We start from the raw sequence: 17,361 nt of genomic DNA on the forward strand, positions 1-17,361 counted from the left end.
AGGTGGCTCGGCAGAGGCGGCAACGGGGGCGAGGTGGCTCGGCAGAGGCGGCAACGGGGGCGGGAGCGCCGGTGACGGCGCGCCCGCCAACGCGCACGCGGGCAAGCCGGTATTATTGACGTTTCTCCGGCGCGGCGGAATGCAATCGATGGGCAACCCGGCCGCGGCACCCGGATCACAACTTCGAGCAAAGAGCATATCCATGGATCTGCGAGGCAAGCATCTCGTCCTTGGCATGACCGGCGGCATCGCCTGCTATAAATCGGCCGAGCTGGTCCGCCTGCTGACCAAGGCCGGCGCCACCGTGCAGGTGGTCATGACCGAGGCCGCCACCCAGTTCATCACCCCGGTCACCATGCAGGCGCTGTCCGGCCGCACGGTGTTTACCTCGCAATGGGACGCGCGCGTGGGCAACAACATGGCCCATATCGACCTCTCGCGCGAAGCCGACGCCATCGTGATCGCGCCCGCCTCCACCGATTTCCTTGCACGGCTGGCCCACGGCCTGTGCGACGACCTGCTGTCCACGCTGTGCATCGCGCGCGACTGCCCGCTGCTGGTGGCACCCGCCATGAACCGGCAGATGTGGGCGGCACCGGCGACCCAGCGCAATGCCGCGCAGCTGCGCGCCGACGGCGTGACGGTGCTGGGCCCGGGCAGTGGCGACCAGGCCTGCGGCGAAGTCGGCGACGGCCGCATGCTGGAGCCGGCGGAGCTGGTGGAGGACATCGTCGCATTCTTCCAGCCCAAGCCGCTTTCCGGGCGCCGCGTGGTGATCACCGCCGGACCCACCTTCGAGGCCATCGACCCGGTGCGCGGCATCACCAACCGCTCGTCCGGCAAGATGGGCTTCGCCATTGCGCGCGCGGCCCGCGAGGCCGGCGCCGACGTGATCCTGGTGGCCGGCCCGACCGCCCAGCCGACGCCGCGCGGCGTGGCGCGCACCAACGTGGAAAGCGCCCAGCAGATGCACGACGCGGTGCTGGCGAGCCTGCCCGCCGCCGACGTGTTCATCGCCGTGGCGGCCGTGGCCGACTGGCGCCCGGCCGAGGTGGCCACGCAGAAGCTCAAGAAAGCCAACGACACCGACACGCCGACGCTGCAATTCGTGCAGAACCCGGACATCCTCGCCGCCGTGGCCGCGCGGCCGGACGCGCCCTACTGCGTGGGATTCGCCGCCGAGAGCGAGAAGCTCGAGCAGTACGGCGAACAAAAGCGCCAGCGCAAGAACGTGCCCTTGCTGGTAGGCAATATCGGCCACCACACCTTTGGCCTGGACGACAACGAGATCGTGCTGTTCGATGCCAAGGGCATGACGCGCCTGCCGCGCGCCGACAAGCTGACGCTGGCGCGCGACCTTGTCGCGGCCATCGGCCAGCGCCTGCCCGCCCGCGGCTGAACCCCCTCGCACGAGCCCCGACCATGTCAGAAAGCAAACCCAAGCTGCGCCTCTCGGTGCTGGACCAGAGCCCGGTCATCGCGGGCCATAGCGCGCGCGATGCACTGGCCGCCACGGTGGATCTGGCCCAGGCCGCCGATGCGCTCGGCTACACGCGCTACTGGTGCGCCGAGCACCACGGCCTGCGCGGCGTGTGCAACCCCGCGCCGGAAGTCATGCTGGCGCGCCTGGGCAGCGTCACGCAACGGATCCGGCTGGGCTCGGGCGGCGTGATGCTGCCCTACTACAGTCCCTTCAAGGTGGCAGAGCAATTCCGCATGCTGGAGGGCCTGTTCCCCRGCCGCATCGACCTSGGCGTGGGCCGCGCRCCGGGCGGCGACATGCGCACCGCGCAGGCKGTGGCGATGGGCGACTACAACCGCGGCGACCGCTTTGCCGAGCAGGTGCAGGATCTGTCCTGGCTGGTGCGCGGCGAAGTGCCGCCGGGACATGTCGCCGAGGGCGTGGTGCTGCAGCCGGAGATCGATACCCGGCCCGAGCTCTGGGTGCTGGGTTCGAGCGACTACGGCGGCGCGCTGGCGGCCCGGCTGGGGCTGCGTTTCGCCTTCGCCCATTTCATCAATCCGCATATGGGCCACGCGGTGGCGCGCCATTACCGCGAGGATTTCGCGCCCGCCTATGAAGAGCGGCCGTACAGCGCGGCGGCGATCTTCGTGATCTGCGCCGACACCGAAGCCGAGGCCGCGGAGCTGGAGCGCGCCGTGGACCTGCGCCGGCTGCAGATGGCCTATGGCGTCAACGCGCCGATCCCTTCGCTGGCGCAGGCCGCACAGCACGAACTGACGGAACGCGACCGCCTGATCGTCGAGCGCGAGCGCCCGCGCACCATTTGCGGCACGCCGGAGCAGGTGGCGCAGCGCATGCTGGACCTGCGCGAGCGCTTCGAGGCCGATGAACTGGTGGTGCTGAGCGTGGCCGCGAGCTATGCGGCGCGGCTGCGCACCTACGAGCTGCTGGCGCAGGCCTTCGCGCTCCCGGCGGCCTGAGTCCGGTGGCCGTCCGGGTCCGCTCGGCTATCATCTCGGGTTGCCAACGTTTTTAGTTTTCCGGAACCGACCAGCCATGACCATCGAAGCGAACCCCACCGTCGAAATCAAGGTGCTCGACGCACGCCTGCACGAGTGGGGCCTGCCCGCCTACCAGAGCGACATGGCGGCGGCGATCGACCTGCACGCCTGCCTGGACGCGCCGCTGGCCATCGAGCCCGGCACGCCGGCGCAACTGGTGCCGGCCGGCTTTGCCGTGCACATGGCCAACCCCTATATGGCGGCCACCATCGCGCCGCGCTCGGGGCTGGGCCACAAGAAGGGACTCGTGCTGGGCAATTCCATCGGTGTGATCGATGCAGACTACCAGGGCCCGATCATGGTCAGCGTATGGAACCGCAACGCGCCCGGCACCGAGCCGATCGTGATCCAGCCGGGCGAGCGCATCGCGCAGATGATGTTCGTGCCGGTGCTGCGGCCGGTGTTCAAGACGGTGGAAGATTTCTCCGCCGACACCGCGCGCGGCGCGGGCGGATTCGGCTCGACCGGCGTGCATCACGCCGGCAAGGGCGCCTGAGCGCCCCGGCAGGGATCCGGCGCGCTCAGCGCGCCTGTTCGAACAGCAGCGCCACGCCGCCGGCCACCGAGGCCGGTATCAGGCTTTCTTCGGGGCCCAGGTCCAGTGCGCCCACGCCGGCGGCGCGCCAGCCCGCGCGAGCCGCGGCCAGGTCGCCGGTGCTCAGCCGGATGGCCGCATAGCCCGGCACCGCGCGCCGGACGTGCTCCGTGCCGGTGGCGGCCGGCAGCGCCTGCGGCGTGGTCACCACCAGCGTGGCGCCATCCAGCGCCAGGCTGCAGATGTGATCGCTGAGCTGCGTCATCTCGCCGCCGGTGAGTTCGGCATAGGCGCGGCCAGCCGCTTCCACCAGCGCCGGCGCGACCACCAGGAACATCGCGGCGATACCGGTGGCGCCGTTGGCGTGCGTGGTCCATTCGGGGCGCCACAGCAACTCCGGGGTGCGGTGCTCGCACAAGAAAAAGCGGGCGCCGGGAGCGTCGTCGATGGCGGTGACGCGGAACGTGGCAGGATGCTCGCTGCCGTCGTCCAGGCGCACCGGGCGCGAGAATTCGATCGGATCCGAGGTGTGCCAGCCGCCGCGACGCAGTTGCGCCGAGGCCTCGAAGCTGTCGGCGCTCTTGCAGGACAACGCCGCGCATCCGCCGCCGGCTTGCTGGGCATCCCAGTAATACTGCCGCGTGGGGCTGGGGGCCGTGACATGCAGCAATTCGAGATAGTCGCTCCCCAGCATCACGCAATGGTTTTGCGAGCCGAGCGTATGGTAGCCGCGCGGCGTCAAGGTAAAGCCGAGCCCGCGCCACGCCTGCGCCGCGGCATCGAGGTCTGGGCACACCATCACGGCATGGTCTAGCGGTTCCGTCGTCATCGCTGCCTCGGCAATTCTCTGCAAATCTCTGTCATCAATCGAACTGGATATTGGCCTTGCGCGCCACGGCCTGCCATTTGTCGTGCTCGTGCCGCACCAGGCTGGCGAGTTCGGCGGGGCTGCCACCGACGATCTCGAACCCCTGCGTGGCCAGCGCGTCCATCACGCGCTGCTGGCGCAGCGCGCGCACCAGCGCATCGTGCAGCCGCATCACCGTCGCCTCGGGCAAGCCGGCCGGGCCGAACACGCCGATCCAGGAATAGGCCTCGAAGCCACGGTAGCCCTGCTCGCTCACGGTGGGCAGTTGCGGGAACTGGCGCAGGCGCGTGGTGCCGGTCACGCCCAGCAGCTTGACCGTCTTGGCCGCCACGTGCGCCTGCACGGCGGCATAGCTCGAGAAAAAGACGTCGACTTCGTTGGACAGCACGGCCTGTACCGCCGGGCCACCCCCTTTGTATGGAACATGGAGGAAACGCACCCCGGCTTCCGTCGCCAGGGCTTCCGCAGCCAGCTGGTTCAGGCTGCCGATGCCCGACGACGCATAGTGGATGCTCTCCGGCTTCTCGCGCGCCATCTGCACCAACTCCTTCACATTGGAGGCGGGCAGCGAGGGATTGGCCGCAATCACAAGAGGGAAGCGCACCAGCTGCGAGATCGGCGTGAAATCGCGGAAGGTGTCGTAAGGCAGGTGCTTGTAGGCAAACGGGTTGATCGCGTGGGTATCGAACGCCATCAGCAAGGTGGTGCCGTCCGGCTTGGCGCGCGCCACCGTGCTGGATGCGATCAGGCCACCCGCGCCTGGCTTGTTGTCGATCACCACGGTCTGGCCCAGCAGGCTCTTGAGGCCAGGCTGGAGCTGGCGGGCGACGATGTCGACGCTGCCGCCCGGGGGGAAAGGCAGCACCATCGAGATCGGGTGGCCGGCACCGCCGATTGCGGCTTCGCCACCGGCGGCGGCCAGGCCGGGCACGGGAATCAGGGGCATCGCGCCCAGCGGCAGCGATTTGAGGAGCAGGCGGCGCAGCCGCGAGCAATCGGGTCGGGACATCGGGTACTCAGGCGAATGGCGGGCTCGCGCGGCTGCAGCGGCAGTCGCACCCGGCCATAACAAAAAGGGCGGCATTGCTGCCGCCCTGTATTTTGCCCGAGGATAGCACGGATTGCAGACGACGGCCCGGCCGCCGTCCACACGCCTCAGACTTCTGCCTTCTCGTTTTCCGGCGCCTCCGGCGGTTCCGGCGGTTCGGCCGCAGCCTCCGCGAAGTCCAGCTTGATCTGGTCCTGCTCGTCGAGATCGACCACGACCTTGCCGCCCGAAACCAGCTTGCCGAACAGCAGTTCGTCGGCCAGCGCCTTGCGGATCAGGTCCTGGATCAGGCGCTGCATCGGCCGCGCACCCATCAGCGGATCGAAGCCCTTCTTCGCCMGGAACTTGCGCAGTTTCTCGCTGAAGCTGGCTTCCACCTTCTTCTCGTGGAGCTGTTCCTCGAGCTGCATCAGGAACTTGTCGACCACGCGCAGGATGATTTCCTCGTCCAGCGAGCGGAAGCTGATCATGGCGTCCAGGCGGTTGCGGAACTCCGGCGTGAACATGCGCTTGATGTCGGCCATCTCGTCGCCTTGCTCGCGCGACGAGGTGAAGCCGATGGTGGCGCGGTTCATGGTCTCGGCTCCCGCATTGGTGGTCATGATGATGATCACGTTGCGGAAGTCGGCTCGGCGACCGTTGTTGTCGGTCAGCGCGCCATGGTCCATCACCTGCAGCAGGATATTGAAGATATCCGGATGCGCCTTCTCGATTTCGTCCAGCAGCAGCACGCAGTGCGGCTTCTTGGTGACGGCCTCGGTCAGCAGGCCGCCCTGGTCGAAGCCGACGTAGCCCGGGGGCGCGCCGATCAGCCGGCTCACCGCATGGCGCTCCATGTATTCGGACATGTCGAAGCGCAGCAGCTCGATGCCCATGATGAAGGCGAGCTGCTTGGCGACTTCGGTCTTGCCGACGCCGGTCGGGCCCGAGAACAGGAAGGAGCCGATCGGCTTGTCGGTCTTGCCCAGGCCAGCGCGCGACATCTTGATGGCCGAAGCCAGTGCCTCGATGGCGGGATCCTGGCCGAACACCACCGACTTCAGGTCGCGGTCCAGGGTCTGCAGCTTGCTGCGGTCGTCCTGGTTGACGCTCTGCGGCGGGATGCGGGCGATGCGCGAAACGATGTCCTCGATYTCGSTCTTGCCGATGGTCTTCTTCTGCTTGGAYTTCGGCAGGATGCGCTGCGCGGCGCCWGCCTCRTCGATCACRTCGATGGCCTTGTCCGGCAGGTGGCGGTCGGTGATGAAGCGGGCCGACAGCTCGGCTGCGGCAGTCAGCGCCGCCGCCGCGTACTTGACGCCGTGGTGCTCCTCGAAGCGCGACTTCAGGCCGCGCAGGATCTGCACGGTCTGGTCGACCGACGGCTCCACCACGTCGATCTTCTGGAAGCGGCGCGACAGTGCCGCGTCTTTCTCGAAGATGCCGCGGTATTCCGTGAAGGTGGTCGCGCCGATGCACTTGAGCTGGCCCGACGACAGCGCCGGCTTGAGCAGGTTGCTGGCGTCCAGCGTGCCGCCCGARGCGGCGCCYGCGCCGATCAGCGTGTGGATCTCGTCGATGAACAGGATCGCGTTCGGATTGTCCTTGAGCGACTTGAGCACGCCCTTGAGGCGCTGCTCGAAATCGCCGCGGTACTTGGTGCCGGCCAGCAGCGCGCCCATGTCGAGCGAGTACACGACCGCCTTTTCCAGGATGTCGGGCACTTCGTTCTTGGTGATGCGCCACGCCAGGCCTTCCGCGATGGCGGTCTTGCCTACGCCGGCCTCGCCCACCAGCAGCGGGTTGTTCTTGCGCCGGCGGCACAGCACCTGAACCACGCGCTCGACTTCGCTCTCGCGGCCGATCAGCGGATCGATCTTGCCGGCCTTGGCCAGCACGTTCAGGTTCTGGGTGAACTGCTCCAGCGGGCTTTCCTTGCCATCGCCGCCCTCGCCCTCGGCCGTGCCGTCGCCATGCTTGGCCGGCTCGGCCTGGTCCTTGCGGATACCATGGCTGATGAAATTGACCACATCCAGCCGCGTCACGCCCTGCTGCTGGAGGTAGTACACCGCGTGCGAGTCCTTCTCGCCGAAGATCGCGACCAGCACATTGGCGCCGGTCACTTCCTTCTTGCCGTTCGAAGTGGACTGAACGTGCATGATGGCGCGCTGGATCACGCGCTGGAAACCCAGCGTGGGCTGGGTATCCACCTCGTCGGTGCCGGGCACCACCGGGGTGTTGTCCGCGATGAAATTCTTCAGACTGGTGCGCAGATCCTCGATATTGGCTGCGCAGGCGCGCAAGACTTCCGCTGCCGTGGGGTTGTCAAGCAACGCCAATAGCAGGTGCTCCACGGTAATGAACTCGTGGCGTGCCTGCCGCGCTTCAACAAACGCCATGTGCAGGCTGACTTCCAATTCTTGCGCAATCATGCTTCCTCCATCACGCACTGCAACGGATGACCCGCCTGCCGCGCGTGCGTTGACACCAGCTCGACCTTCGTCGCCGCGATATCCCTGGTATAGATACCGCAAACCCCCTTGCCTTCCCGGTGGACGGTCAGCATGATCTGCGTCGCCGTCTCCCGGTCCCTGCTGAAATACTGCTGCAGGATCATCACGACGAACTCCATCGGGGTGAAGTCGTCATTCAGCAGCAGGACCTTGTACATCGCGGGCGGCTTGAGCGCCTGCTCTTTCCGCTCCAGTACGGTGCCTGCTTCGCGTTGTGGGACATTTGCCAGCCGTGTAGCCATGGCTTTATTCTAACCCTTACGCACAACTCTGCAATTTGGGGAAAAGACGCCGGATTCAAGAGGCCGATGCAGCGACCGTCGAAATTCCGGAGATGCCGAATGCATCCGGGTACACCTCGCGGGAGCCGCGGCGCTGCCGGGCTCCAGTCCCCTCCAAAATACCACCGACCGCCGTTCCTTTCCCGCCACACCCTACGGGGAGTGGGGAATCTGCCAACTTGACAGGGGTCAGGTTTGACAGAAGAATCGTTCGCACATTCACGTCTGGTTACGCGAGCCAAAGCAACAAGCCGGACCTGGGTGATCCGTGAGCAGGGAGGCCCACGAATCCGGCGGCGGCGAGTCAGATACAGAAACTGGCCGCCACGCGGTACCCGCAAGTCGTGCCATCGTGCCCGGCCCGGTCTGACCGGTCCGAGCGCGAGGCCGCATGCCGGGTGCCCGGCTGGCCGCGGCGCTTTCCCCCGCTCGTATCCTGCTTTTTCTGTTGGGGGAGTTTATGGCAAGCGGTATCGTCAAATGGTTCAATGACGCCAAGGGCTTTGGGTTCATCAAGCCGGACGACGGCGAAGAGGAACTGTTTGCGCACTTTTCGGCCATCCAGATGAGTGGCTTCAAGACCCTGAAAGAGGGTCAGCGCGTGTCCTTCGAAGTCATCCAGGGGCCCAAGGGCAAACAAGCCACCAATATCCAGGACGGCGCCTGAGGCCTCTGTGCGCGGCCGCACCCGCCGACAGAGCGCGAGGCGGCCACGAAAGGATGCGGGGGAAGCTCTCCCCGGAACGGGATCGGTCCGCGCCCCCCGGACATCGCCTGGCCTAGACAGCCAGCGCGCCATGGACGGAAAAGCAGGCTGAACAGCAGTACGCAACGCATCCGTCAAAAAGCCCGGTCAGGTCAATGCCGGGCTTTTTGTTTGCCATGCGCCGCGCTACACCCAGCCCTCGATGTGCAGCCCGCTGGCCTGCTCGGCCGCCTCCCGCGTGACCGCGCGCACGGTCTGGCCAAAGGTCCAGACATGGCCTTCGGGATCCCGCGCGCCATAGACCCGGTCGCCGTAGAACTGGTCTGCCGGTTCCCTGACGATTTCCGCGCCGGCGGCCCGCGCCCGCTCGCAGTGGGCATCGATCCCCTCCAGCAAGTGAACATGGACCGACTGCGTGTTCATGCCGCCTGCCGCGGCGGGACTGGCGGTGTAATCCGTCCAGGCGCTGCCGATCATGATATAGCCGCCGCCGAAGCGCATCTCGGAATGGACCAGCTTGCCTTCGCGGTCGGTGATGACCATGGCGCGCTCGAAGCCGAACGCCTTTTCCAGCCAGTCCAGGGCCGCGAGCGGGTCGCGGTAATAGAGCGCGGAGCCGAAGGCCGCGCGCCGGAACGGATCTTCCATCATGCCTCCCCGGGCAGTTTCCCTCGACACTGAACAAGCTAGGTAACGCCCTGCCCGATTGCAAGGCGGCCCGGCGCGGCCTCATGAAAAAACCCCGGGCCTGCTTGCGCGGGACCGGGGTTGGTCGGTGTGCGGCGGCGCCTGGGCGGCGCGGAGGCCGGCAGCCGCTTACATATTGTCGATCAAGACCTGGCCAAAGCCCGAGCACGACACCTGGGTCGCGCCTTCCAGCAGGCGGGCGAAGTCATAAGTGACCTTTTTCGACAGGATCGATTTCTCCATCGACGCGATGATCAGGTCGGCAGCTTCGGTCCAGCCCATGTGGCGCAGCATCATTTCGGCGGAAAGGATTTCGGAACCCGGGTTCACGTAGTCCTTGCCGGCATACTTCGGCGCGGTGCCGTGGGTCGCTTCGAACATGGCCACGGAGTCCGACAGATTGGCGCCGGGGGCAATGCCGATGCCGCCGACCTGCGCGGCCAGCGCGTCGGAGATGTAGTCGCCGTTCAGGTTCAGCGTGGCGATCACCGAGTACTCGGCCGGGCGCAGCAGGATCTGCTGCAGGAAGGCGTCGGCAATGGCGTCCTTGATCACGATCTCGCGGCCGGTCTTCGGGTTCTTGAACTTGCACCACGGGCCGCCGTCGATCAGTTCCGCACCGAACTCCTTCTGCGCCAGTTCGTAGGCCCAGTCACGGAAGCCACCTTCGGTGAACTTCATGATGTTGCCCTTGTGCACGATGGTCACCGACGGCTTGTCGTTGTCGATCGCGTACTGGATCGCCTTGCGCACCAGGCGCTGGGTGCCCTGGCGGGAAACCGGCTTGACGCCGATCCCGGAGGTGTCCGGGAAACGGATCTTCTTGACGCCCATTTCATTCTGCAGGAAGGCGATCAGCTTCTTGGCCTGGTCGCTTTCGGCTTCCCATTCGATGCCGGCGTAGATGTCTTCCGAGTTCTCGCGGAAGATGACCATGTCGATCTTCTGCGGCTCGCGCACCGGCGAAGGCACGCCCTTGAAATAGGCGACCGGGCGCAGACAGACGTACAGGTCCAGTTGCTGGCGCAGCGCTACGTTCAGCGAACGGATGCCGCCGCCGACCGGCGTTGTCAGCGGGCCCTTGATCGACACCACGTATTCCTTCAGGGCCGCGAGGGTTTCTTCCGGCAGCCAGACATCGGGACCGTACACCTTGGTGGACTTCTCGCCGGCGTAGATCTCCATCCAGGAAATCTTGCGCTTGCCTGCGTAGGCCTTGGCCACGGCAGCGTCAACCACCTTGATCATCACCGGGGTGATGTCCAGGCCCGTCCCGTCACCCTCGATAAAGGGAATGATCGGATTGTCCGGAACATTCAGCGAAAAATCCTGGTTGACCGTGATCTTTTCGCCGGCCGGAACCTTGATGTGTTGATACATGACGTCTCCAGTGCGGAACGGGGGATTGAAACTGCCGCCAGGCCCGTGACCGGACGGCGAGATGTGGGTGACGCGCGGGGGCATTTTAACGGGGAACGGCATGGCCACGATGCTGCGTCGCATCACGACGGAGCGTCCGCGCGCACCCCGGTGCGCGCAAATCCTCTATCCCTATGTGCAAAATTTGGTCTTATATAAGACATAAGACCGTTTTGTATTATGCAGCAAAATTTCATGATCCGCCATCTCCGCGGCACCCCCGAATCCTGCCACCGCCCCGCAACCGGGCGCCCGGCTGCGGCATACTGGCGCCGGCGGGCGCCCGGCCTGCACCGTTTCCTCGTATCCGCATGACCCTGATTGCCCTGAACAAGCCCTTCGGCACCATGAGCCAGTTTTCCGCCCACCCCACGCGGCCGACGCTGGCCGACTGCGTGGCGCTGCCCGGCGTGTATCCGGCGGGCCGGCTCGACGCCGACAGCGAGGGCCTGCTGCTACTGACCGATGATGGCGCCCTGCAGGCGCGTATCGCGGATCCACACCATAAGTTGCCGAAGACCTACCTGGCCCAGGTGGAGAACATTCCGCAAGACCAAGCGCTCGCGCGCCTGCGCGAGGGCGTCGATCTTGGCGATTTCCGCACGCTGCCGGCACGGGCGCGCTGCATCGAGGAGCCCGTCTTCCTGTGGCCGCGCAATCCGCCGGTGCGGTTTCGCGCCGCCATCCCGACGCAGTGGCTGGAGCTGGAGATCCGCGAAGGGAAAAACCGGCAGGTGCGGCGCATGACGGCGGCGGTGGGCTTTCCCACCCTGCGGCTGGTGCGGCTGAAGATCGGCGCGCTCGACCTGCGCACGCTCGGGCTGGCGCCGGGACAATGGCGCGAAATCGCGCCCGCGGACCTTGGCCTCGACACCCCGGGCTCGCCACGCGCAGGCGCACCAGGCGGGTCCGCCGCCCCTCAGGGACGGCGCCCCGCGCGCCCCCGCCCAGGAAGTTACAAAAATTAACAGAGAGAAGGTCAACGACTCACCACTCGGTTTCGTTTTTGACACTGACGCGTCGCATACGAGTCACTCTTTCGAATCGAATTCAACCTTCCAAGGTAGATAGCATGAACAAACTGATCGCTGCTCTGGTTGCCGGCCTGTTCGCCACCGGCGCTTTCGCCCAAGCCGCCGCTCCCGCACCGGCAGCACCGGCTGCCGCAGCACCGGCAGCTGAAGCTCCGGCCGCAAAGCCCGCGACCAAGAGCACCAAGAAGACCCACAAGAAGCACGCTCACAACAAGACCAAGGCTGCTCCGGCTGCCAAGACCGAAGCTGCTCCCCAGTAAGCGCATTGCTGGCACGCCGGGTCCTTTGGGTCCGGCATGAGAGAGGCAGGCTGCCCGTCGGGTGCCTGCCTTTTTTGTTGTCCGCCCCGGCGTGCCGCGCGCGTGGCACGCCCGTGCAACGCGGCGAAATATGCGAGCCAGCCGCCCGCCTCGCAGCTGCGTTATGCTGGCGGCTGTCCTGAACCCGTCATACGCCGCCTCCCTTTCATGCGCCCTGTCCTCCCGTTACTTCTCGCCGGCGGCTGCGCCGTTGCCGCCCTGACTTCCGCGTTTGCCCAGGCGCAGGCCAGCCTGCCGGTCAGGCAGCTCACCGCAGGCATGTACGCGATCAAGGCGGAGATTGCCGCCACGCCGGAATCCCGCGAACTCGGGCTGATGTACCGCAAGACCATGCCCGCCAACGAGGGCATGCTCTTTGTCTTCGAGGAGAAGGCAGGGCATTGCTTCTGGATGAAGAACACCGACCTGCCGCTGTCGATCGCCTTCCTCGCCGATGATGGCGCCATCGTCAATATCGAGGACATGGCGCCGCAGACGGAAGACAACCATTGCCCGCGCGCAGCCGTGCGCTATGCGCTGGAAATGAACAAGGGATGGTTTGCGCAGAAGGGCCTGAAGGCCGGCGCGAAGATCGGCGGCCTGCCGCAGCCGCGCTGAAGGCGCAGGGCGCGGCGGTCCGGCCGCCGCGCCCTGCGACGAGATCAGTCGCGGAAGTTGTTGAAGTCCAGCGGCGCCTCGGGAACGTCCTTGCGCAGCAGGGCGATCACGCTCTGCAGGTCGTCGCGCTTGGTGCCGGACACGCGCACCGCATCGCCCTGGATGCTGGCCTGCACCTTGATCTTGCTGTCCTTGATCATCCGCACGATCTTCTTGGCCAGGTCGCCGGTGACGCCCTTCTTGATGGTGATGACCTGCTTGACCTTGTCGCCACTGATCTTGTCGGTCTTGCCGTAGTCGAGGAAGCGCACGTCCACATTGCGCTTGGCCATCTTGCTGATGAGCACGTCCTTGACCTGGCCGAGCTTGAAATCGTCATCGGCGAAGGCGGTCAGCTCGTTTTCCTTGTGCTCGACCCGGGCGTCCGATCCCTTGAAGTCGAAACGGGTGGTGATCTCCTTGTTGGCCTGTTCGACCGAGTTCTTCACCTCGACCATATTCGCTTCGCACACTACGTCAAACGACGGCATTGCATTCTCCTTTGTCTTGCGTGTTGCTGATGTTGCTGATGTTGCGGTGTAGCGCCGTTCGCCCGCAGCGGCAGGCCGATGGCGGCGCTTACGTATAATCCAGCCTACCCTGCAGTCCGGCGCCGCCGCGCGGCCGCCGCTTCACCTTTCCCTTGCATGGCAGATTTCCACGAATTTTATCCCCTGCGCCGCCACAATACATTCGGATTCGACGTGCGCGCGCGCTTCGCCGTCCATGTGCGCAGCGAAGCCGACCTGCTGCATGCGCTGGCGGATCCCCGCGCGCATGGCTTGCCGCTGGTGGTGCTGGGCGGCGGCAGCAATGTGGTGCTGACGCAGGACCTGGATGCCCTGGTCCTGCTGATGGAAATCCCCGGCTACACCGTGAGCGCGGCCGACGATACCTTCCTGGTGACCGCCGGCGCCGGCGAGAACTGGCACGCGCTGGTCTGCCGCACGGTCGCCGACGGCATGCCCGGCCTGGAAAACCTGGCGCTGATTCCCGGCACGGCGGGCGCCGCGCCGATCCAGAACATCGGCGCCTACGGCGTGGAACTGCGCGAGCGCTTCGAGCGCCTGCGCGCATGGGACCGCCGCGCCGGCGAATTCGTCGACCTGACGCTGGACCAGTGCCGTTTCGCCTATCGCGACAGCCTGTTCAAGGGCGAGGGCCGCGACCGCTACATCATCACCGCCGTCACGCTGCGCCTGCCGCGACCGTGGCAGCCGGTGCTCGGCTACGCGGAGCTCGCGCGGGAAGTCGCGCAGGATCCGGCCGCGCCGGCCACGGCCAGCCGCATCCGCGATGCCGTCATCGCCATCCGCTCGCGCAAGCTGCCCGACCCGGCCGAAATCGGCAACGCGGGCAGCTTCTTCAAGAATCCGGTGGTCGGCGCCGGGCAACGCGATGCGCTGCTGGCGCAGCACCCCGGCCTGGTCAGCCATGCCCAGCCGGACGGCAGCTACAAGCTGGCAGCCGGCTGGCTGATCGACCAGTGCGGGTTCAAGGGCCTGAGCGACGGCGCGGTCGGCGTCTACGGCAAACAGGCCCTGGTGCTGGTGCACCACGGCGGCGGCAGCGGGCAGGAACTGCTGGCGCTGGCAAGCCGCATCGCCGATACCGTGGCGGCGCGCTTTGGCGTGCGCATCGAGCCCGAGCCGGTCGTCCTGTAAGAGCGGCGCAGCCGGGCCCGGCTGCGCTGCCGTTCTTCAGGCGAAGTGGCAGACGTAGTCCAGGGTTTCCTGCACGTCGATGTCGAAGCTGCTGTTGCCCGGCACATTGAACTGCTGGCCTGCGCCGTACGTGTTCCATTGCTCCTCGCCCGCCAGGCGCACGCGGCAGCTGCCCGCGTTGATTTCCATGATTTCCGGCGCGCCCGTGCCGAAGGTCAGCGTGGCGGGGAAGATCACGCCCAGCGTCTTGCGGGTGCCATCCGGGAACAGCACGGTGTGGCTGACGCACTTGCCGTCGAAGTAGAGGTTGGCTTTCTTGACGACGGAAACGTTGTCGAACTGGCTCATGCTTTTTCTCCTTTGATGCGGGTTCTGGGTGTCTGGATGGGCGGCACGGCGACGCGGGCGCGGCGCAAAAAAGGGGCCGTGACGGCCCCTCTTCCTTGCTGCCACGCCCGGACCGTGCCGGGGCGGGATCAACTCGCCTTATTCGCCACGCTGGCGACGGGCGTTTTCAGCGATGCGCATGCGCAGCGCATTGAGCTTGATGAAGCCGCCGGCGTCGGCCTGGTTGTAGGCGCCGCCGTCGTCGTCGAAGGTCGCGATGGTCTTGTCGAACAGCGTGTCCTTCGAATCGCGCGCGACCACGATCACGTTGCCCTTGTACAGCTTCACGCGAACCCAGCCGTTGACCTTGGCCTGGGTATGGTCGATCAGGACCTGCAGCGCGCGGCGCTCCGGGCTCCACCAGTAGCCGTTGTAGATCAGGCTGGCGTAGCGCGGCATCAGGTCGTCCTTCAGGTGCGCGACTTCGCGGTCGAGCGTGATCGACTCGATGGCGCGGTGGGCCTTCAGGATGATGGTGCCGCCGGGGGTTTCGTAGCAGCCGCGGCTCTTCATGCCGACGTAGCGGTTTTCCACCAGGTCCAGGCGGCCGATGCCGTGCTTGCCGCCCAGGCGGTTCAGCTCGGTCAGCACTTCGGCCGGGGTCATGCGCTTGCCGTTCAGGCCGACGATGTCGCCGCCCTCAAACTCGACGTCCAGGTATTCGGCCGCGTCCGGTGCGTTCTCCGGCGACACGGTCCAGCGCCACATGTCTTCCTCGGCCTCGGCCTTGGGATCTTCCAGGTGGCGGCCTTCGAAGGAGATATGCAGCAGGTTGGCGTCCATCGAGTACGGCGCRCCGCCCTTCTTGTGCTTCATGTCGATGTCGATGCCGGCCTTTTCAGCGTAGGCCAGCAGCTTTTCGCGCGASMGCAGGTCCCATTCGCGCCACGGGGCGATGACCTTCACGCCCGGCTCGAGGCCGTAATAGCCCAGTTCGAAGCGGACCTGGTCGTTGCCCTTGCCGGTGGCGCCGTGCGACACGGCATCCGCGCCGGTGCTGCGCAGGATCTCGATCTGGCGCTTGGCGATCAGCGGACGCGCGATCGAGGTGCCCAGCAGGTATTCGCCTTCGTAGACCGCGTTGGCGCGGAACATCGGGAAGACGAAGTCGCGCACGAACTCTTCACGCAGGTCGTCGATGAAAATGTTTTCCGGCTTGATGCCGAACTTGAGCGCCTTCTGGCGGGCAGGTTCGAGTTCCTCGCCCTGGCCGATGTCGGCGGTGAAGGTCACGACCTCGCATTGATAGGTGTCTTGCAGCCACTTCAGGATCACCGAAGTGTCCAGCCCGCCGGAGTAGGCAAGCACGACTTTCTTGATATCGCTCATGTTCGACTCGATGCGCAAAGTAAGCGCGGCCGGCATGGTTGCCGGACACGCGAGAGATTGATGCGGAAAACCGCTATTTTGACACGTCCGCCCGGGCTTGGGCGGCACTTGCGGCCCTCAGGCGGCGCGGGGTCGCCGCCCCGGCGTGACCGATGTGCGCCATGCGCTGCGCACGGCGCCTCCGGCCGGCCCTGCTCAGTAACGGCCGCAGAGCAGGTATTCCATCAGGGCCTTCTGCACGTGCAGGCGGTTCTCGGCCTCTTCCCACACCACGCTCTTGGGCCCGTCGATCACCGCCGCTTCGACTTCCTCGCCGCGGTGGGCGGGCAGGCAGTGCATGAACAGCGCGTCGGGGCCGGCGCGGTCCATCATGGCCGTGGTCACCATCCAGTCCTGGAAGGCGCGCTTGCGCACGTCGTTCTCGGCCTCGAAGCCCATGCTGGTCCACACGTCGGTGGTGACCAGGTCCGCGCCCTGGCAGGCGGCCAGCGGATCGGCAAATACCTTGACCAGGTGCGCGGCCGAAGGCGGCACCATGGCCGGGTCGAGCTGGTAGCCCGGCGGCGCCGAGAAATGGAAGGTGAAGCCAAGCCGCTCGGCCGCCTGGATCCAGGTGTAGGCCATGTTGTTGGCGTCGCCGATCCAGGCCACGATCTTGCCGCGGATACTGCCGCGCTGCTCTATATAGGTGAACACATCCGCCAGCACCTGGCAGGGATGGTATTCGTTGGTCAGGCCGTTGATCACCGGCACGCGCGAATGCGCGGCGAAACGCTCGATGATCTCCTGGCCGAAGGTGCGGATCATGATGATGTCGACCATGCGCGAGATCACCTGCGCCGCATCCTCGATCGGCTCGCCGCGCCCGAGCTGGGAATCGCGGGTGTTCAGGAAGACCGCATGGCCACCCAACTGGTGGATGCCGGCCTCGAACGACAGGCGCGTGCGCGTCGAATTCTTCTCGAAGATCATGGACAGCGTGCGGTCGTGCAACGGGTGCCATGTCTCGTAATTCTTGAACTTGGCCTTCAGAATCCGCGCGCGGTCCAGCAGGTACTCATACTCGTCGGGAGTCAGGTCGCTGAACTGGAGGTAATGCTTGATCGAAGTTGGGCTCATAAAACAAAGAAGGCGGCTCGGTTGGGGCACACCGTCATGAAGGATTCATGACCCGAGCATGCCGCGGAGCCGCCTTTCGCGTCGCTTGCGCAATTTAACTGTAAGAATCATAAGGGATTATTTCTGCTTTGGCGAGCCTGCGGCGCGCGGAGGACCGGCGCCGGAGCTTATGCGCCAGTCTTATATAAGATATAATACTGGCTGATTCACGCGGGGCCMGGCATACCCATGCCCCCGCCCGCTGCCGGCATCAAAAGTGCCCCCGCCGACACCGACGCCCCCGCTGCCCCTGGCCGGAAAAGAAACGAAC

General features: G+C 66.0%; 18 protein-coding genes. 8 read left to right on the forward strand and 10 right to left on the reverse strand.

Going from position 1 to position 17,361, the window contains the following annotated elements; all coding sequences use genetic code 11:
* The first annotated feature begins 202 nt into the window (after positions 1 to 202).
* The 3 genes from coaBC (at position 203) to dut (ending at position 3,022) form a co-directional block, all read left to right on the forward strand.
* Entirely contained in the window at positions 203 to 1,399 is a 1,197-nt protein-coding gene (gene coaBC / locus AC1DO7_RS03820) for a bifunctional phosphopantothenoylcysteine decarboxylase/phosphopantothenate--cysteine ligase CoaBC (RefSeq protein ID WP_441618539.1), read from the forward strand.
* Positions 1,400 to 1,422: 23 nt separating this feature from the next.
* A complete protein-coding gene (locus AC1DO7_RS03825) occupies positions 1,423 to 2,445 on the forward strand; it encodes an LLM class flavin-dependent oxidoreductase (RefSeq protein ID WP_477115807.1) in 1,023 nt (340 codons plus the stop codon).
* Positions 2,446 to 2,521: 76 nt separating this feature from the next.
* On the forward strand, positions 2,522 to 3,022 hold the full coding sequence (gene dut, locus AC1DO7_RS03830) for a dUTP diphosphatase (RefSeq protein ID WP_441618535.1): 501 nt from the start codon (positions 2,522 to 2,524) through the stop codon (positions 3,020 to 3,022).
* A 25-nt stretch (positions 3,023 to 3,047) separates the two neighbouring features.
* On the opposite strand, the gene AC1DO7_RS03835 is transcribed toward dut, so the two are convergent.
* From AC1DO7_RS03835 to clpS, 4 genes are all read right to left on the reverse strand, one after another.
* Positions 3,048 to 3,890: a VOC family protein gene (locus AC1DO7_RS03835; protein ID WP_441618533.1), complete on the reverse strand. Its 843-nt coding sequence runs from the start codon at positions 3,888 to 3,890 to the stop codon at positions 3,048 to 3,050.
* Positions 3,891 to 3,924: 34 nt separating this feature from the next.
* Positions 3,925 to 4,938: a Bug family tripartite tricarboxylate transporter substrate binding protein gene (locus AC1DO7_RS03840; protein ID WP_441618531.1), complete on the reverse strand. Its 1,014-nt coding sequence runs from the start codon at positions 4,936 to 4,938 to the stop codon at positions 3,925 to 3,927.
* A 146-nt stretch (positions 4,939 to 5,084) separates the two neighbouring features.
* Complete coding sequence (gene clpA / locus AC1DO7_RS03845; protein WP_477115808.1) at positions 5,085 to 7,388, reverse strand: ATP-dependent Clp protease ATP-binding subunit ClpA; 2,304 nt, start codon at positions 7,386 to 7,388, stop codon at positions 5,085 to 5,087.
* A complete protein-coding gene (clpS, locus tag AC1DO7_RS03850; protein WP_006157525.1) occupies positions 7,385 to 7,711 on the reverse strand; it encodes an ATP-dependent Clp protease adapter ClpS in 327 nt (108 codons plus the stop codon). The genes clpA and clpS overlap by 4 nt, the downstream gene beginning before the upstream one ends.
* A 499-nt stretch (positions 7,712 to 8,210) precedes the next feature.
* Here clpS and AC1DO7_RS03855 point away from each other — a divergent pair, with 499 nt between their 5' ends.
* The gene (locus AC1DO7_RS03855; protein WP_441618726.1) at positions 8,211 to 8,417 is read left to right on the forward strand and encodes a cold-shock protein; all 207 of its coding nucleotides are present in this window, start codon (positions 8,211 to 8,213) and stop codon (positions 8,415 to 8,417) included.
* A 225-nt stretch (positions 8,418 to 8,642) separates the two neighbouring features.
* Here AC1DO7_RS03855 and AC1DO7_RS03860 read toward each other — a convergent pair whose 3' ends face one another.
* Together AC1DO7_RS03860 and icd are read right to left on the reverse strand one after the other, a co-directional pair.
* Positions 8,643 to 9,104 carry a VOC family protein gene (locus tag AC1DO7_RS03860; RefSeq protein ID WP_441618724.1) on the reverse strand — a complete coding sequence of 154 codons (462 nt, stop codon included), beginning with the start codon at positions 9,102 to 9,104 and terminating at the stop codon, positions 8,643 to 8,645.
* Between the two features lie 168 nt (positions 9,105 to 9,272).
* Positions 9,273 to 10,523 (reverse strand): NADP-dependent isocitrate dehydrogenase, encoded by a 1,251-nt coding sequence (gene icd / locus AC1DO7_RS03865; RefSeq protein WP_441618527.1) that lies wholly within the window; start codon positions 10,521 to 10,523, stop codon positions 9,273 to 9,275.
* Between the two features lie 350 nt (positions 10,524 to 10,873).
* Here icd and AC1DO7_RS03870 point away from each other — a divergent pair, with 350 nt between their 5' ends.
* The 3 genes from AC1DO7_RS03870 to AC1DO7_RS03880 all read left to right on the forward strand — a co-directional run bounded on the left by AC1DO7_RS03870 (position 10,874) and on the right by AC1DO7_RS03880 (position 12,513).
* The gene (locus AC1DO7_RS03870; protein WP_441618525.1) at positions 10,874 to 11,530 is read left to right on the forward strand and encodes a pseudouridine synthase; all 657 of its coding nucleotides are present in this window, start codon (positions 10,874 to 10,876) and stop codon (positions 11,528 to 11,530) included.
* A 104-nt stretch (positions 11,531 to 11,634) separates the two neighbouring features.
* Positions 11,635 to 11,856: a hypothetical protein gene (locus tag AC1DO7_RS03875; RefSeq protein ID WP_441618523.1), complete on the forward strand. Its 222-nt coding sequence runs from the start codon at positions 11,635 to 11,637 to the stop codon at positions 11,854 to 11,856.
* 207 nt (positions 11,857 to 12,063) lie between these two features.
* Entirely contained in the window at positions 12,064 to 12,513 is a 450-nt protein-coding gene (locus AC1DO7_RS03880) for a DUF192 domain-containing protein (RefSeq protein WP_441618521.1), read from the forward strand.
* Positions 12,514 to 12,557: 44 nt separating this feature from the next.
* On the opposite strand, the gene AC1DO7_RS03885 is transcribed toward AC1DO7_RS03880, so the two are convergent.
* Positions 12,558 to 13,043, reverse strand: a complete 486-nt coding sequence (locus AC1DO7_RS03885; RefSeq protein ID WP_441618519.1) for a YajQ family cyclic di-GMP-binding protein — start codon at positions 13,041 to 13,043, stop codon at positions 12,558 to 12,560.
* A gap of 156 nt (positions 13,044 to 13,199) precedes the next feature.
* Here AC1DO7_RS03885 and murB point away from each other — a divergent pair, with 156 nt between their 5' ends.
* Positions 13,200 to 14,216: a UDP-N-acetylmuramate dehydrogenase gene (gene murB, locus AC1DO7_RS03890; protein WP_441618517.1), complete on the forward strand. Its 1,017-nt coding sequence runs from the start codon at positions 13,200 to 13,202 to the stop codon at positions 14,214 to 14,216.
* Positions 14,217 to 14,252: 36 nt separating this feature from the next.
* Here the strand turns inward: murB and ppnP are convergent, their stop codons facing one another.
* The 3 genes from ppnP to argF form a co-directional block, all read right to left on the reverse strand.
* Positions 14,253 to 14,564, reverse strand: a complete 312-nt coding sequence (gene ppnP, locus AC1DO7_RS03895) for a pyrimidine/purine nucleoside phosphorylase (RefSeq protein WP_441618515.1) — start codon at positions 14,562 to 14,564, stop codon at positions 14,253 to 14,255.
* A gap of 138 nt (positions 14,565 to 14,702) precedes the next feature.
* Complete coding sequence (locus tag AC1DO7_RS03900; protein ID WP_477115809.1) at positions 14,703 to 15,932, reverse strand: argininosuccinate synthase; 1,230 nt, start codon at positions 15,930 to 15,932, stop codon at positions 14,703 to 14,705.
* 195 nt (positions 15,933 to 16,127) lie between these two features.
* Positions 16,128 to 17,051: an ornithine carbamoyltransferase gene (gene argF, locus AC1DO7_RS03905; protein WP_441618513.1), complete on the reverse strand. Its 924-nt coding sequence runs from the start codon at positions 17,049 to 17,051 to the stop codon at positions 16,128 to 16,130.
* Positions 17,052 to 17,361: the final 310 nt, after the last annotated feature.

It is taken from the genome of Cupriavidus sp. 05N40, from assembly GCF_056397305.1.